The 16,454-nt window shown below is 30.9% G+C and carries 18 protein-coding genes; 9 read left to right on the top strand and 9 right to left on the bottom strand.

Going from position 1 to position 16,454, the window contains the following annotated elements:
- Positions 1 to 35 precede the first annotated feature (35 nt).
- The gene (locus GC105_RS06080) at positions 36 to 206 is read left to right on the top strand and encodes a DUF362 domain-containing protein (protein WP_152802770.1); all 171 of its coding nucleotides are present in this window, start codon (positions 36 to 38) and stop codon (positions 204 to 206) included.
- Positions 207 to 439: 233 nt separating this feature from the next.
- On the top strand, positions 440 to 1,201 hold the full coding sequence (locus GC105_RS06085) for a methyltransferase (protein ID WP_152802772.1): 762 nt from the start codon (positions 440 to 442) through the stop codon (positions 1,199 to 1,201).
- Between the two features lie 196 nt (positions 1,202 to 1,397).
- Here the strand turns inward: GC105_RS06085 and hisIE are convergent, their stop codons facing one another.
- From hisIE to hisZ, 8 genes are read right to left on the bottom strand one after another with little or no spacing between them, the layout of a single operon-like run.
- Positions 1,398 to 2,021 (bottom strand): bifunctional phosphoribosyl-AMP cyclohydrolase/phosphoribosyl-ATP diphosphatase HisIE, encoded by a 624-nt coding sequence (gene hisIE / locus GC105_RS06090; protein WP_343029974.1) that lies wholly within the window; start codon positions 2,019 to 2,021, stop codon positions 1,398 to 1,400.
- Entirely contained in the window at positions 2,021 to 2,785 is a 765-nt protein-coding gene (gene hisF / locus GC105_RS06095) for an imidazole glycerol phosphate synthase subunit HisF (protein WP_152802776.1), read from the bottom strand. Before hisF ends, hisIE begins: the two co-directional genes overlap by 1 nt.
- A 1-nt stretch (position 2,786) precedes the next feature.
- Positions 2,787 to 3,512, bottom strand: a complete 726-nt coding sequence (gene hisA / locus GC105_RS06100) for a 1-(5-phosphoribosyl)-5-[(5-phosphoribosylamino)methylideneamino]imidazole-4-carboxamide isomerase (RefSeq protein WP_152802778.1) — start codon at positions 3,510 to 3,512, stop codon at positions 2,787 to 2,789.
- On the bottom strand, positions 3,509 to 4,114 hold the full coding sequence (gene hisH, locus GC105_RS06105) for an imidazole glycerol phosphate synthase subunit HisH (protein ID WP_152802780.1): 606 nt from the start codon (positions 4,112 to 4,114) through the stop codon (positions 3,509 to 3,511). Before hisH ends, hisA begins: the two co-directional genes overlap by 4 nt.
- A 10-nt stretch (positions 4,115 to 4,124) precedes the next feature.
- The gene (gene hisB, locus GC105_RS06110) at positions 4,125 to 4,709 is read right to left on the bottom strand and encodes an imidazoleglycerol-phosphate dehydratase HisB (RefSeq protein ID WP_152802782.1); all 585 of its coding nucleotides are present in this window, start codon (positions 4,707 to 4,709) and stop codon (positions 4,125 to 4,127) included.
- Complete coding sequence (gene hisD, locus GC105_RS06115; RefSeq protein ID WP_152802784.1) at positions 4,699 to 5,994, bottom strand: histidinol dehydrogenase; 1,296 nt, start codon at positions 5,992 to 5,994, stop codon at positions 4,699 to 4,701. Before hisD ends, hisB begins: the two co-directional genes overlap by 11 nt.
- On the bottom strand, positions 5,975 to 6,631 hold the full coding sequence (gene hisG, locus GC105_RS06120; protein WP_152802786.1) for an ATP phosphoribosyltransferase: 657 nt from the start codon (positions 6,629 to 6,631) through the stop codon (positions 5,975 to 5,977). Before hisG ends, hisD begins: the two co-directional genes overlap by 20 nt.
- Positions 6,628 to 7,863 (bottom strand): ATP phosphoribosyltransferase regulatory subunit, encoded by a 1,236-nt coding sequence (gene hisZ, locus GC105_RS06125; RefSeq protein WP_152802788.1) that lies wholly within the window; start codon positions 7,861 to 7,863, stop codon positions 6,628 to 6,630. The genes hisG and hisZ overlap by 4 nt, the downstream gene beginning before the upstream one ends.
- A 394-nt stretch (positions 7,864 to 8,257) precedes the next feature.
- Between hisZ and GC105_RS06130 the strand changes: the two genes are divergently transcribed.
- Genes GC105_RS06130 through rsmA form a run of 4 tightly spaced genes read left to right on the top strand, consistent with a single transcriptional unit; the run spans position 8,258 to position 10,933 of the window.
- Positions 8,258 to 8,893 carry an HAD-IA family hydrolase gene (locus GC105_RS06130; RefSeq protein WP_152802790.1) on the top strand — a complete coding sequence of 212 codons (636 nt, stop codon included), beginning with the start codon at positions 8,258 to 8,260 and terminating at the stop codon, positions 8,891 to 8,893.
- A gap of 18 nt (positions 8,894 to 8,911) precedes the next feature.
- The gene (locus GC105_RS06135) at positions 8,912 to 9,469 is read left to right on the top strand and encodes a manganese efflux pump MntP (protein WP_152802792.1); all 558 of its coding nucleotides are present in this window, start codon (positions 8,912 to 8,914) and stop codon (positions 9,467 to 9,469) included.
- A 58-nt stretch (positions 9,470 to 9,527) separates the two neighbouring features.
- Entirely contained in the window at positions 9,528 to 10,067 is a 540-nt protein-coding gene (gene rnmV, locus GC105_RS06140; RefSeq protein WP_152802794.1) for a ribonuclease M5, read from the top strand.
- A 2-nt stretch (positions 10,068 to 10,069) separates the two neighbouring features.
- A complete protein-coding gene (gene rsmA, locus GC105_RS06145) occupies positions 10,070 to 10,933 on the top strand; it encodes a 16S rRNA (adenine(1518)-N(6)/adenine(1519)-N(6))-dimethyltransferase RsmA (RefSeq protein ID WP_152802796.1) in 864 nt (287 codons plus the stop codon).
- A gap of 159 nt (positions 10,934 to 11,092) precedes the next feature.
- Here the strand turns inward: rsmA and GC105_RS06150 are convergent, their stop codons facing one another.
- Positions 11,093 to 11,998: a fumarylacetoacetate hydrolase family protein gene (locus GC105_RS06150; protein ID WP_246169741.1), complete on the bottom strand. Its 906-nt coding sequence runs from the start codon at positions 11,996 to 11,998 to the stop codon at positions 11,093 to 11,095.
- 323 nt (positions 11,999 to 12,321) lie between these two features.
- Here GC105_RS06150 and asnS point away from each other — a divergent pair, with 323 nt between their 5' ends.
- The 3 genes from asnS (at position 12,322) to GC105_RS06165 (ending at position 16,433) form a co-directional block, all read left to right on the top strand.
- Entirely contained in the window at positions 12,322 to 13,713 is a 1,392-nt protein-coding gene (asnS, locus tag GC105_RS06155) for an asparagine--tRNA ligase (protein ID WP_343029975.1), read from the top strand.
- 199 nt (positions 13,714 to 13,912) lie between these two features.
- A complete protein-coding gene (locus GC105_RS06160) occupies positions 13,913 to 16,012 on the top strand; it encodes a BglG family transcription antiterminator (protein ID WP_152802801.1) in 2,100 nt (699 codons plus the stop codon).
- Entirely contained in the window at positions 15,984 to 16,433 is a 450-nt protein-coding gene (locus tag GC105_RS06165) for a PTS sugar transporter subunit IIA (protein WP_207706947.1), read from the top strand. Before GC105_RS06160 ends, GC105_RS06165 begins: the two co-directional genes overlap by 29 nt.
- Positions 16,434 to 16,454 lie beyond the last annotated feature (21 nt).

Consider the following 16,454-nt stretch of genomic DNA (forward strand, 5'->3'; position numbering starts at 1 on the left):
AGAAGTTTGACCTTAAGGACTAGGGGGTGAAAAATATGGCGTATGCAATAAATAGTGATTGTATTTCTTGTGGATCTTGTGAAGCTGAATGTCCAGTAAGTGCAATTACAGAAGGTGATTCAATATACATAATTGATGCTGAAACATGTACAGACTGTGGTGCTTGTGCAGATGTATGTCCAGTTGATGCTTGTGTAGCTCAATAAGATTTGCGTAAAAATGACTTCTAACAAGAGGTCATTTTTTATATTACAAACAGTTTATGAACAGTTTTGTGGATAACATAAGATGTAATCTGCGAAATTCTACAAAATATACATAGACTTATCCACATAATGTTAACAATACACTTGTAAATGTGGATAGATCACCATATTTGGTATAGAACATACGTTATATACTAAATACATATAATTATACAAAGGACAGGACAATAATTGTGGAGAACTTACTAATTAATGAACATGAAAGAGTGGATAACTTACATCTAGACGGATATAAAATAATTCAAAATACGCAACATTTTAGATATGGTGTTGATGCAGTTTTACTATCATGGTTTGCAGGACAAAGAGTATTTAAGAATGCTAAAATAATAGACCTTGGGACAGGTACAGGAATAATACCGATACTTTTAGTAGCAAATGAAAAATGTATACACGTAGATGCGATAGAAATTCAAGATTATTATGCAGATTTAGCTAGTAGAAATATAAAGCTAAACAATTTACAAAATTATATAAATGTTACTCAAGGAGATATAAGAAATTTAAGTGAGGTATCTATAAACCCAAAATACGATATAGTCGTATCAAATCCACCATACATGAAAGGTAGCATTCATAATGAAAAGCTGCCTCATGCTATAGCAAGACACGAAATAACATGGTCAATGGAAGCACTAATGGTAACTGCAAGAAAGATATTAAAAGACAGAGGGAAACTTATTTTTATTCATAGAGCATCTCGCTTGGTAGATATTATTTATAATATGAGAGCAAATGGCATAGAACCTAAAGTGATGCGTTTAGTTACACCAAAATTAAGTAAAGATCCGAATTTAGTTTTAATTGAAGGGCATAAAAATGGGAAAGCGCAACTTACTGTAGAAAAACCTATAGTGATATACAACGAAAATGGAGATTATACAGATGAATTAAAAGATATATATTATAATTCAAAGAAGCCTATTTCTCTATGATTACTCGTGACAATCGCCAATTGCCTGCAAAGCATTCCTGTGGCTCGTTATATAAGCGAAAAACCACAAGAAACACCCTTGGCTTATTTTCTATGTGGTTACGCTGATAGTGGTCAAATTTTTGGTAAGTATTCAAGTGGATTATTGTCTTAGCTATGAGTAAAACAGGGATTACAATTTAATAAAAAATACCACTTTATTTATGTCTTTTTTGCAATTCTAAGTAGATATCTTCTAAAGTGACACCTTGGTTTACGAGTAGTACTAGTAAATGATAAAACAAGTCTGATGTTTCGTAAATTAGTTCTTCTTTTGAGTTATTTTTTGCAGCTATTATAGTTTCTGCATTTTCTTCTCCAACTTTTTTAAGTATTTTATCAATTCCGCTATTAAATAGATAATTTGTATAAGATCCTTCCTGTGGTTCTTCTTTTCTCTGGACTATGATTTTATAGAGGTCGTCTAAAATTTGACTGGAATTTGTAGTGATACCATCAGATGATTCGAGAATACTTGTATAAAAGCATGAATTTTCTCCAGTATGGCAACTAGGCCCAGTAGGCTTCACTTTAATCAATAAAGTATCTGCATCACAATCGTATTTAATAGATTTAACTTGTTGAAAATTGCCTGATGTTTCACCTTTATTCCATAATTTTTTTCTACTTCTACTATAAAACCAAGTTTTCTTTGTACTAATAGTTTTTTGTAAGGACTCTTCGTTCATATATGCCAACATTAGGACCTCATTAGTGAAATCATCTTGTATTATAGCAGGCAATAATCCATTTTCATTATATTTTAATTTTGAAAGTTCTATCAATAGTTACATCTCCTAACAGGTATATTTTTAGTGTGTAAATAATTTTTTAAATCCGATATGATAATTTCTTTATAATGAAAAACTGAAGCAGCTAATGCAGCATCTGCTCCACATTTTAATACATCTTCGAAGTGACTTAATTTACCAGCTCCACCTGATGCAATTATTGGTATGTTTAGAAGCTTAGATAGCTTTTCATTTAAAACAGTATCATATCCACCTTTTACACCATCGGTATCTATTGAATTGATACAAATTTCTCCTGCACCTAAACTTTCGCCTTGTTTAGCCCATGCAATAGCGTCAATGCCTGTATTTTCTCTGCCACCCTTAATATAGACGTCCCAAGAGCCTTTAGTATTTTTTTTGGCATCTATTGATAAAACTACACATTGGCTTCCAAATTTTAACGCAGCTTCTTTTATTAAATCTGGATTAGATACAGCGGCGGAATTAATAGACACTTTATCAGCTCCTGCAAGTAGAACCTTCCTAAAGTCTTCTACACTGCGAATACCGCCTCCAATCGTAAAAGGGATACAAATAGTCTCTGCTACTCTCTCTATAATATTTAAGAAGATATTTCGCTCCTCATGGGACGCGGTTATATCATAAAAAACCAGTTCATCTGCACATTGATCCGAGTAATACTTGCCTAATGCAACAGGATCTGCTACATCTTGTATATTTTCAAACTTTTTTCCTTTAACGACTCTGCCTTTGTCTACATCTAAGCAGGGAATTATTCTCTTTGTAAGCATATTAAATCCTGCCTTTCTCTTCTAGTCGGTTAACTTCTTCCATAGTAAGTGTTTCTTCATATAATGCCTTACCTGTTATAGCTCCATATAAATTTAATGAAATTAAATCTCGAATATTATCAATATTAGCTATACCACCAGATGCAATTATATCTATGCCTAATGTTGTGTGTAATGTACTTAGCATCTCTAGATTAGGACCACTTAACATGCCATCTCGTGAGATATCAGTATATACAATAGTTGAAACTCCACATTCAATTATTGTTTTACAGAATGGAATAACTTGCGTATTACTAGTTTCCACCCATCCTTTAATAGCTACGTAGTCACCTTTTGCATCTACAGAAACACAGATTTTGTTAGGATATAGTTCACATACTTCCTTAATAAAATCAATATTCTCAACTGCTTTTGTGCCAAGTATGACTCTATTTACGCCTAGAGATAAATACTTTCCAATAGTCTCTTTTGTTCTAATTCCTCCTCCAATTTGGACGGGAATATCAACACTATCTACGATAGCTTTTACAATAGTAAAATTCATTTCACTACCGTTAAAGGCACCATCTAAATCTACAACATGTAGGTACTTTGCACCTTTATCTTGCCACATCTTTGCAACAAAAACAGGATCATCATAATATGAAGTTACTTGATCCATAAGTCCTTGTTTTAACCGCACACATTTTCCTCCTTTAATATCAATAGCAGGAAATACAATCATATTATCAGCTCCTTAAAATTCTGTAGTAGTTTTATACCTGTATCGCTACTTTTTTCTGGATGAAATTGCATACCAAATACATTATCTTTTGCGATGACAGCTGGTACTTTTACACCATAGTCAGCATAAAGTAGTACATCGTCATAGTTTTTAGTTTTGAGATAATATGAGTGTACAAAATATACGTATTCACCATCTGCAACATTTTTTATTAAATTGTGATTTTTATTCCTGTGAAGGCTATTCCAGCCCATATGAGGTACTTTTAGTTCATTAGAGAATCTAACAATGTCACCTTCAATAAATTCTAGTCCACCACATAATCCATCCTCATAACTCTTATCAAAAAGAAGTTGCATACCAAGGCAAATGCCTAGTAGTGGTTTGCCTTTTTTTACATTAGCACTAAGACACGAAATTAAATTATGTGACTCTAAGTTTTCCATTGCATCTTTAAATGCACCAACTCCAGGGAGTACTATGGCTTTTGCATCGTTTATTTTATTTAGATTAGATGTTATAATTACATCTAAATCTAATCTTTTTAATGCTGTATATACATTTTTAAGATTTCCAACTCCATAATCGACAATAGCTATCATTTTGTCCTCCTCATAAGATACCTTTTGTAGAAGGGATTTCACCATTAATGTCTATTATTTCAGTAGCTTCTCTTAATGCTCTTCCGAGACCCTTGAATATTGATTCTACAATATGGTGGGTATTTTCTCCGTACAAATTATTAATGTGTAAATTTATTTGAGAATTACTTGCAAAAGCATAAAAAAATTCTCTTAGTGAATCTGTCTCTAGTTCACCAACCATATCTCTTAAAAGAGTTACATCATATACGAGATAGTTTCTACCGCTTAAATCCACGCATATCCTAGATAAAGCTTCATCCATTGGACAATAGAATGTACCATAGCGTTTTATTCCGATTTTTGTTCCTAAGGCCTTGTTAAATGCAGTACCCATGACTATACCGATGTCTTCTATTGTATGATGATTGTCAACTTGTAGATCACCGCTACAAGTAAGGTTTATATCAAAATTACCATGTTTACAGAATAAAACTAGCATATGATCAAAAAAACCTATTCCTGAATCTACATTACATATTCCATGGCCATCTAAATTTAATGTAATAGATATTTCTGTTTCAGTAGTTTTTCTATTAATTGTACTAACTCTCATGATTGAACCGCCTCCTTATAGCGTTTGCGTGTGCATCGAAACCTTCTATTTCTGCGAAATGCATTACTTTATCTTTAATAATTTCTAAGCTTTCCTTTTGGTAGGATATAATGCTAGACTTCTTAACAAAATCATAAACACCAAGAGGTGAAGAGAATTTAGCAGTACCTGATGTAGGTAAAGTATGATTAGGTCCTGCAAAGTAATCTCCTACGGGTTCAGGGCTATAATTACCTAAAAAGATGGCACCCGCATTAATTATTTTATCTAATTGATCAAATGGTTTTTCAACCATAATTTCTAAATGTTCTGGTGCAATTAAATTACTAAGATCTATTGCATTCTCTAAAGTATCTACAATACATAATAAAGCATTAGATTCTAATGACTTAGATATTAAATCTTTACGAGAAAGAGACTGCATTTGAGATTGCAACTGTTTAGTTACTCGTTCTACTAAAGATTCATCTGTAGATATTAATATGGATGTTGCCATTTCATCGTGTTCGGCTTGAGACAGCATATCAGATGCGATAAATGAAGCATTACTAGACTTATCAGCAATAATACAAATTTCACTAGGTCCAGCAATCATATCAATATCAACTTTGCCGAAGACGAGTTTTTTAGCGGTAGCCACGTAAACATTACCTGGACCGACAATTTTATTTACAGCTTTTATACTGTCAGTTCCATATGCTAAAGCAGCAATACCTTGGGCTCCACCAACTTTATAAATTTCAGATATTCCTGCAATATAGGCAGCAGCAAGTATATAGGGATTAATACTACCATCAGCAGCAGGTGGTGTTATTAAGGCTATAGAGTTTACACCAGCAACTAAAGCTGGAATAGCATCCATTAGTACTGTAGACGGATATCCGCCCTTACCACCAGGTACATATAATCCTACACGAGGTATAGGAGTTACTTTTTGACCTAATACAACACCTGGAGAAAATTCCTTAGTCCAAGTATTTTGGATTTGATGTTTATGGAATTCAGTAATATTTTTCTTAGCTTCTAGTAAGACATCAATAAAATCAGAATCCATTTGATTATAAGCGCTTTTAATTTCCGATTCAGTTACTTTAAAATCTGAGAGAGATACATTATCAAATTTTTCAGTATAATCTCTTAAAGCATAGTCTCCACGGACTTTAACATCTTCTATAATTTGTTTTACAGTACTAACTACATCTTGGTTGTTATCGTCTATTCTATTTAATAATATAGCTACAGAGGATTCAGTTATATCTGAATCTCTAAGATAATACTTTCTCATCAGGTCCACCTCTTTCTACAATAGATTCTAATGATTGTATTATATTTTGGATTTTATGATACTTAGTTTTTAGAGTTACTTTATTGGCAATAAGCCTAGCGCTGATTTCCAATATGTTTTCATGTACAACTAAGCCATTTTCTTTTAATGTATTGCCACTCTCAACAATATCTACGATAATATCAGATAAACCAACAATAGGTGCTAGTTCGACAGACCCATTCAATTTAACAATATCGGTTAAAATATTAAGTTGGCTAAAATGGTTTTTAGTAATATTAGGGTACTTTGTTCCAACTACAACTTTTTTTGAGTAGTCAGGGATTTTATCCTTAAAACCCGCTATACACATATTGCATTTACCTACATTTAGATTTAATAATTCATATACATTGTATTTATTCTCTAGTAAAATATCCTTACCTACGATACCAATATCTGCAGCACCATTTTCAACATAAACGGGAACATCTGGAGATTTTACTAAGGTAATCTTAATATTGTTTATTTCATCTTCGAATATTAATTTTCTGCTTTCTTTGCAATAATCCTTAAAAGAATACCCACATGAAATTAATAATTCAATAGCCTTGCTTGCTAATCTACCTTTAGCTAATGCTATATTCAAGTAATTCATATACATCTCTCCTCATATAATCCATGCAACTCATCTTGAGTGACAGAGCTTAGACCTTCTTTAGTTAATATAAAGAAATTTTTATTTATCACCTTAACTACATATTTATAGTTTTCTTTTTTAATACAATTAGAGTATTTTTCATTAATACAATTAACAGTATATCTCTTAGATCGAAATACTTGAGATGTGCTTATAGCTACGGATGTTGAAGGATCATCATACATCAATAACATATCAAAATAGTGTTTTGTTTCAAAAGAATTATGGAGTACATCTATTAAAAGGCTTATGTTAATTCCAAATCCACTAGCAGGCCTATCTACTCCGAATGTTGAGGATAATGTATCATATCTGCCACCGGAAAGGATTGATTCACCTATTCCATTGACATAACCTTTAAAAATAAGACCTGAGTAATAATTAAATTGATTTGTAAACCCAAGATCGGCAAAAACATATTTTTCATATCCATAGTTTTTTATTATTTCGTAGGTCTGTTCCATATTATCAATAGCATTTTTCATACTTTCATTTATACACAATCCCTTAGCTCTATAAATAGTATCTTCAAATTGACCAAAAAGCATAGGTATTTCACATAATATTTCTTTTATATTTAAAGGCAAATCGATTGAAATGAGATAATTTCTAAGTTCGCCAATGTTTTTATTTTCTATATAATTAAGTATTTTTACTTTTTCAGTAGGATTAATACTTGTATCGTTAAAGAGTGAATTTAGATAGGATACTTCACCTATATCGATATGAAGTTTTTCTAGCCCAAGGTTTACCAGTATATTACTTGCAAGTGAAATAATTTCAGCATCACAATCAGCTGATTCATTACCTAAATATTCTACACCTGCTTGCATAAATTCTTTTCTAAAACTAGTGGTAGAAGAAATATGTTTAAAAATAGTTGTAATATATCCAAACTTTAAACAATCTTCCTTACATTTATAACCAGTTGCAGCCATTCTTGCAATAGGGATAGTTGCATCTGGCCTAAGAACTAATACCTTCCCATCATTGTCTACTAATTTAAACATTTTTTGGCGAGGAAAGGCACCATCAATATCATACATATCGTATGATTCAAAGGTTGGAGTCAGAACTTGTGTATATCCATAGGTATGCATAAGTTCTTCTATAATTTTTGTTACAGCATCATACCCCTGCAATTCTTCAAAGTGTATATCATTAAATCCCTCTATGTTATAATTATTCATAATTAAAACCTCGCTTTATCACTTTAGTGTAGTAAAGTAATTATAGTGTTTTATTTAAAAAAAGTCAATAAAATTTAGGTAAAACATTATTTTTTATAAGATAGTAAGTATACTAGTACAATGAGTGAGTTAAATCTGCTCTGTTTAGCAGGTTATTCAAAATTTCACCCCAATATATGATATAATATTCGAACTAGCAGATTGGTTCGCAGAAGTCATATGATTTTCCGTGCTTGCACGAGAAAAACAAATGACTTCTATGAGCAAGTGCCAACGACGGTCACAACACAACAAAGCAGTTGAGGTGAAATCTGCGGAGGATAAAGTAGACAATAAATACCGCTACTTCAATATATGATATACTATTATCATAAAAAAAAACAAAGGAGACAAAATGCATTATAAATGTATAATATTCGATTTTGATGGTACATTAGCAGATACTGAAAATCAAGCTTTTACTATATATAACGATTTGGCAGATAAATATAAATATAAAAAAATTACGAGAGAAGATTTACATAGTATTAAGCATTTAAATTTTTTAGAAATAATAAAATTAATTGAAGTACCATATACTAAAATACCTAAGTTGGTTAAAGAGGGACAACGTTTATTAAAAGCAAGTATGGAAACTATAATGCCATTTCAGACTGATATAAAAGAAAGTTTACTAAAAATAAGAGATCAAGTAAACTACATGGGTATTATTACTTCAAATACTAAAAAAAATGTAAATAAGTTTGTAAAAAACCAAAATATAGATTTCTTCGACTTTGTAGAATCCTCTCCATTACTAGGTAAAGAAAAAAAAATTAATTATATACGTAAGAAATATGGGCTAGAAAAACATGAAGTTATTTACATAGGCGATGAGACAAGGGACATAATTGCCTGTAGATGTGCAGAAATAGAGTGCATTGCTGTAACTTGGGGCTATAACTATCTCGAAGCATTGGAAAAGGAAAATCCTGATTTTACTGTAGATAATTTTAGTGATATTCTTGAAATCCTTAAATCTAATAAATAGAAAGTAAGGAGTTTTATTATGATTTACATTATAATTACTACTGCTATAGCATTGTCAATGGATGCATTTGCAGTGGCAGTTTCATGTGGAGTTTCTAAAAGAGCAAATACGACATATATGCAGTTAAAGATAGGTATATTTTTTGGGTTATTTCAAGGAATAATGCCTATAATAGGATGGCTTTTAGCATCAAGATTTGCAGTGTATATTCAAAAGTATGATCACTGGATAGCCTTTGTACTACTTTCATTCATTGGAATTAAAATGATTAAAGAATCTAGAGAAAAAAGTTGTGACGATGTTGGAAATTTGACTACAAAGCATATTATAACACTAGCAATAGCTACTAGTATAGATGCTTTAGCGGCAGGTATAAGTTTTGCTATTTTGCACATTAATATATTAATTACATCGTTAATAATAGCGCTAATCACATTTGTTGTATCATTTTTAGGTGCAAAATTTGGTCAAAAATTGGGATGTTCATTCCAAAAAGGAGCAGAGGTGCTAGGCGGTGTCATATTAATCGCAATTGGTACAAAGATACTTTTAGAACATTTATTCATTTTCCATTAGTCAAAGTATTTTAAATAAGTAATGAACCGTAAACAAATTATATATTTAGGGGAAACAAATGATAAAAGAATTAATCGTAGTAGAAGGTAAAGATGATATATCGGCTGTAAAAAGAGCTGTCGAAGCAGATTTAGTCTGTACACATGGGTATGGTATAACAAAAGAAGTGATATCAGTAATACAAAAAGCTGCTAAAACAAGAGGAGTTATTGTATTTACAGACCCTGATTTTGCTGGAGATAAAATAAGGAGATATATTGTTAAGAGAGTACCTAATTGTAAACATGCCTACTTACCAAAGCATCTAGGTAAAAAAAATAACAATATTGGGATAGAAAATGCCAAGCCAGAAGATATTATAGAAGCTTTATCAAAAGTAAAGACAATAGTAGAATTCAATAATACATTTGAGTTATTTGATATGTTTAAATTAGGGCTTATATCAGGGCCACTTAGCTCCGAGAAAAGGCGTTTTGTAGGAGAAAAGCTTGGGATAGGGTATAGTAATAGTAAACAATTTATAAATCGATTAAATAACTATGGGATTACTATAGATGAATTGTTAATAGCTATAGATGAATATAAGCAAGGAGTTTAGAAATGGATAGATTAACATCACCAAGTACAATTAATGCAATAAAAAAACGCTATAATTTTTATTTTAATAAAAGATATGGGCAAAATTTCCTTACAGATGTAAATATAATTGAAAAGATATTAGAAGGGTCAAATATCACGAAGGAAGATTATATCTTAGAAATTGGTCCAGGTATTGGAACCCTTACTCAATTTTTATGTGAACGTTCAGCTCATGTGTTAGCTATAGAGATTGATAAAAATTTGATGCCTATCCTAGGTGAGACTCTTGCAGATTTTTCAAATAAGACAATTATAAATGCAGATGTACTGCGGATCGATATTAGTGAGGAATTATCAAAGATCTCTGGCAAACAGTTTAAGGTAATTGCGAACTTACCGTATTATATAACATCAGAAATTGTAATGACTTTATTAGAGAATAAATTGCCGATTGAAAGTATAACAGTTATGGTTCAAAAAGAAGTTGCTCACAGGATGGTTGCTACACCCGGAACAAAAGATTATGGTTCACTTTCAGTAGCCGTACAATACTATTCAAGACCAGAAATTATTACTATTGTACCTAAAACAGTATTTATTCCACAACCTAAGGTTGAGTCATGCGTAATTAAACTTAATGTATTGGACAATCCACCTGTGAAATCAGACAAAGACGAATTTTTCAAAGTTGTAAAGGCATCTTTTTCTATGAGGAGAAAGACTTTACTAAATTGTTTATCTTCTGGTCTAGAGTTGGATAAAGAACAAGTTACAGAGATCCTTCAAAAAAGCCATGTAGATCCTGTGAGAAGAGGAGAAACTCTGTCATTAGAAGAGTTTGCTACTGTAGCAAATAACTATATAAGTTTTAAGTCTAAAATTTAATTAAGATACGTCAGTACTAAAACAAGTACAATTTCATTCAATCTTTACTTATAGAATATTGTGAACAGTTATAATTGGGTATTAAAAGGCTCAAGCAATACGTATAGCTTCAAGGAATGTAAATAGCTTGTGCTCATACAACTTCAGCCTCTTGTTGGATTATTCTAAATAATTTATAAGGGTGCCTATACCTTCTATTTCACATTCTATTATATCTCCTGAATTTAGTGTTTTAGGAGGATTAAAACCAAAACCAACGCCAGAAGGGGTTCCCGTTAATATAATGTCTCCTGGATATAAGGTCATACCTTGAGATAAATCATGTAAAATAGTGGGTATATCAAATATTAATTTTGACGTATTAGAATTTTGACGTATCTCACCATTTATTATGCATTTTATATCTAAATTTGGTGGGAATGAAATTTCCTCGTCAGTTACGATATAAGGGCCGATAGAGCAACAAGAATCTAAACTTTTACCTTTAAACCACTGTATGTGTTTTAATTGGATATTTCGCACAGAAATATCATTTCCTATAGTGTATCCAAAAATATAATCTCGAGCATTTTCTTGTGGAATATTTTTTCCTTTCTTTCCAATAATAATAGCTAGTTCTACTTCATAATCCATTTCATTCGTAATTTCAATATGATTTAATATGATATCCTCAGTACCCATACATGGATAAGCTACTTTAGAAAAATATATTGGGTTTTTGGGAATGCTATTCCCACCACCTGGAATAGATTGAATTTCATTTGCATGATCTATATAGTTTTTACCCAAACAAAAAACATTACGTCTTGGATAAGGTATAGGAGAAAGAAATTTGATTGATTCAAAAGGGATCAAGTTAAATTTATTGTTGTTTATTGTTTCTGTTATAGAGTCCAAAAGACCTTTATTAAAGCCTTCAATAAAGGTTATCATATTAGAAGGACATGATAGGTCTAAAAAACTATATACATCTTTTAATTTTATTACATTATTCTCTGCAGTATTGACAATTGCCAAGCAATCTTCTTCATATGGATTATCTGTAGAAATATTTGCGAATTTCAATATATCAACTCCTCTTTTAAAGTATAACATTAGTATATCATAAACTTGAGTAATCGTACGTAGAGTCTACTTTATCCTCTATAGATTATCGTCAATCCTTTTGGGGCGTGCTGTCGGCTACCTTGAGAAGTAAGATCAGTGGTTAGACTTTATATCGTATTTACAATTAATAATTTAAATAGAATAAGGGATAGTAGCAAATACTGTAAAAGTAGCGATAAAACCACGAGGGTGTTTAAAGAAAGAGTAGTTATAAAAATACAATTCTATAGATTGACACCATTTGCCTTAAATATTATGATTAAAAGGAAATAGGAGGCAAGATTATGAATGTTATAATAAAAAAGTTATTTGAAGATAAAAATCTGTATACAGAAAAAACTATTTCAGTAAATGGTTGGGTTAGGACTATTCGTGGTTCAAAACACTTCGGATTTATTGAATTAAATGATGGTACCTATTTTAAAGGAGTTCAAATTGTTTATGATGATAGTTTATCAAACTTCCAAGAGATTAATAAACTCAGTATAGCTTCGGCAATAACAGTGATAGGTGTACTTATACTTACTCCAGATAGTAAACAACCATTTGAAATCAAATCTGCTAAAATTGTTGTGGAAGCGACTTCTAATTCAGATTATCCGCTTCAAAAAAAGAGACATACTCTAGAGTATCTTAGAACAATAGCTCATCTAAGACCAAGAAGTAACACGTTTTCAGCAGTTTTCAGAGTAAGAAGTCTAGTTGCCTATGCAGTGCATAAGTTTTTTCAAGAAAGGGCTTTTATATACACACACACACCAATCATTACAGGAAGCGACGCTGAAGGTGCTGGAGAAATGTTTAAAGTTACTACATTAGATTTACTACACCTTCCTAAAACGGAAGATGGTAAAATTAATTACAGTAAAGATTTCTTCGCAAAAGATACTAATCTAACAGTAAGTGGACAATTAGAAGGAGAAGCCTTTGCTTTAGCTTTTAAAAATATATATACCTTTGGGCCGACGTTTAGAGCAGAAAATTCTAACACGGCACGCCATGCAGCTGAATTCTGGATGATAGAACCAGAAATTGCATTTTCAGATTTAAATGATGACATGAAACTAGCTGAAGATATGATTAAATACATAATAAAATATGTATTAGAGCATGCTCCAGAAGAAATTAATTTTTTTAATTCGTTTATAGACAAAGAGTTATTAGAGCGATTAAATAATATTCTAAATGCTGATTTTTCAAGAATATCTTACACCGAAGCAATAGATATATTATTAAAATCTAAAAAGGAATTTCAATATCCAATAAAATGGGGAGCAGATCTTCAGACCGAACATGAACGTTATATTACTGAAGAAGTCTATAAAAAGCCTGTATTCGTAACAGATTATCCCAAAGAGATAAAAGCTTTTTATATGAGGTTAAATGATGATAAAAGAACAGTTGCAGCTATGGATTTACTAGTTCCTGGAGTAGGAGAGATTATAGGTGGCAGCCAAAGAGAAGAAAGATATGATGTGTTAGTAGAAAGGATAAAAGATTTAGGTTTAGATCCAGAGGATTACTGGTGGTATCTAGAACTTAGAAAATATGGAGGAGTAAAACATGCAGGCTTTGGACTAGGCTTTGAAAGGGTTATTATGTATCTTACAGGTATGGGAAACATTAGAGATGTAATACCATTTCCAAGAACTACAGGGTCAGCAGAATTTTAATTTGATTACATTGGTAAAAGATAAAGGAATAGAATTATCAATATTAGTACAATGAAACTCTATCAATTCTAAATTTGATAGGGTTTTTTTATAATCATTAATCACCATGTTCCTTAAAAAAGTGATTTATTTTGAAACCTAAATAGACTTTGTTTGAAAAAGTTTTAGACCTATAATATATATAAGGGAGGAGTTAAAGTTGAACCTAGATGAACGGAGTATAGAAATTATTACTACCATAATTAATCAATCAGATATTACATCTAAAGAATTATCTAAAAAGCTCAATTTAAGTAGAAATCAAATTGATTATGGTCTTCGAAAGATTAACGATTTTTTAGAAGTAGAAAGTTATACAAAGGTTACTAGATCACAAAAGGGATATTTTATTATAGATGAAAGAATAAAAAGATTATTTTTACAAGATAGAAGAGATCAATGTGTAAGAGTAGATTATATTTCTTCTCCTCAAGATAGAGTTCAGTTAATACTATTAATGCTACTTACAAATAGGGAAGATCTATCTTTGTACCACTTTACAGATTTATTAGATGTCAGTAAAAATACTATTCTGAGAGATTTCTCAAATGTGAGAGAGTATATCACTCAATATAATCTTACTATTCACTATTCCAGAGTCAATGGTTACTCAATTAAAGGAAAAGAATGGGACATTAGAAAAGTAATTTATAGTGTTGTAGAAAAAATACATGACCTTTTCCAGGGAGAAGAGGCTCTTATGAAGTATGGAAAAATAACTAGGCATGAAATTGAATGGTATAAAAAGGTATTAGAGCTAGTTGAAGGTAAATTAAATATTAAGTATAGCGATAAGAGAATTTGGACAGCACCCTATGAGTTTGCCATTGTAATAAACAGAATAAAAAATGGAAAGCGTATAGAAAACGAATTTGGAATTCTATTTAATGATTTATCAGATACAAGAGAGTATACAGTTATAAATTTATTATTTGATAAAGATTTTTATATTGAATTACCAAGCGATGAGAGACTGTATATGACTCTACGTATACTTACGATGAATGTTGCAGAAGAGAGTCAAGAAATAAATGTTGATCTATTAAACGATAAGGTTTATCAGTTTTTAGAATTGTTAGAAAAAAAATCTGCAATCGCCTTATCTAATAAACAAGAGCTTCATCAAAAGCTGTATTTACACTTAAAATCTGCAGTTTATAGAATTAAATATAAATTAACTATTGATTATCCCTTTATAAATTCATTAGAAAATGAATATGTGGCGTTATACAATTTAATAGAAAATTCTTTAAGTCCTTTGGAAGAATTTGTGGGCAGTAAATTTCCTAAACAAGAAATTTTATTTATTTCTATCTTTATAGGAAGCTATATTTTAGACAAAGAAAATGTAACCCAAGATATAAAGGCGACATTAGTATGCCCCAATGGTGTAATTTTCTCTAATTTACTAAAAAATCAATTAAATGAGATGTTTCCTTTTATATACTTTTCAAAACCCATATCAATTAGGGAGTATCAACAACGAGAAATGGAACTAGATGTGGATATTGTATTTTCATCAGTACCCATTAATTCGAGACATTATGTCATAGTTGTGGAAGATACTATTGATGAAACTGAGAAAAAAAGAATTGAAAATGAAGTATTCAAAAGAGTACATAACTTTAATAATAGCAGTGTTTTACAAAACAAAGTAATGCAGATCATAAAAAAATATATAGATTTAGATACTCAAGTAGAGTGTAAAATTGTCAAAGAAATTGAATATGCACTTCGATCACCACAGCAATCAATAAAGAAACATATTCAAAGAGAAAAAAACTTATTAGGCATTATTAATTGTGAACTAATACAGATTACAGAAGACAACTTACCATGGAGTGCTGCATTAGAAAAGGCATGTGAACCATTACTTAGTCAAGGATATATCTCTGAAAATTATATAAAAGTACTACATGATTTGTACAAAGATATTGTACCCAATATAATTTTAGGAACTAGTATGATTATACCTCATGCTAGACCTGAAGACGGTAGTAAAAAGCTTGGAGTAAGCTTGCTAAAATTATCAAATGGTATCAAATATAAAAAAGGGATAATTAATTATATTGCGGTAGTCTCTACACTAGACTATAAAAATCACACAGGTGCTATGTATCAGTTATTAAAAATTGCTACAAATAAAGAAGTATTGAGCAAGTTAAATGCAGCAAAAAACAGTCAACAAATTTATGAAGTTTTAAAAAACTCAATAGAAGTGAGGGAAAAAGGTGATAGAAAAAGACCTGTTATTTTGTAATTTAAGTGCATCAAATTTCTCTGAAGCTATAATAAAAATGGGAAATATAATGGAGAAGAAAGGAAAAATAAGAAAAAGTTATATAGATGCTGTCATTGAGAGAGAAAAAACCTTTCCAACAGGTTTAGAAGTAGGTACATTTGGTATTGCGATTCCTCATACTGATCGACAGCATGTAAATATATCTGCCGTCGCTATAGCAAAATTAGATAAACCATTAAAAGTTTATTCAATGATTGAACCTCAAAAAAAAATTGACATAAATCTAATGTTCTTAATGGCTATTGAAGATCCTGACGGTCAAGTGAAAATTTTACAAAAGCTTATGTCAATAATTCAAGATACGAGTTTATTAAAAAAGATCGAAATGACAAATACCAAAGATGAAATGTATACCCTTATTAAATCAACGGGTTTATAGAGCAATAGAGGGAGGAGATGA

The sequence above is a fragment of the Alkalibaculum sporogenes genome (assembly GCF_009362815.1).
Classification (GTDB): domain Bacteria; phylum Bacillota; class Clostridia; order Eubacteriales; family Alkalibacteraceae; genus Alkalibaculum_A; species Alkalibaculum_A sporogenes.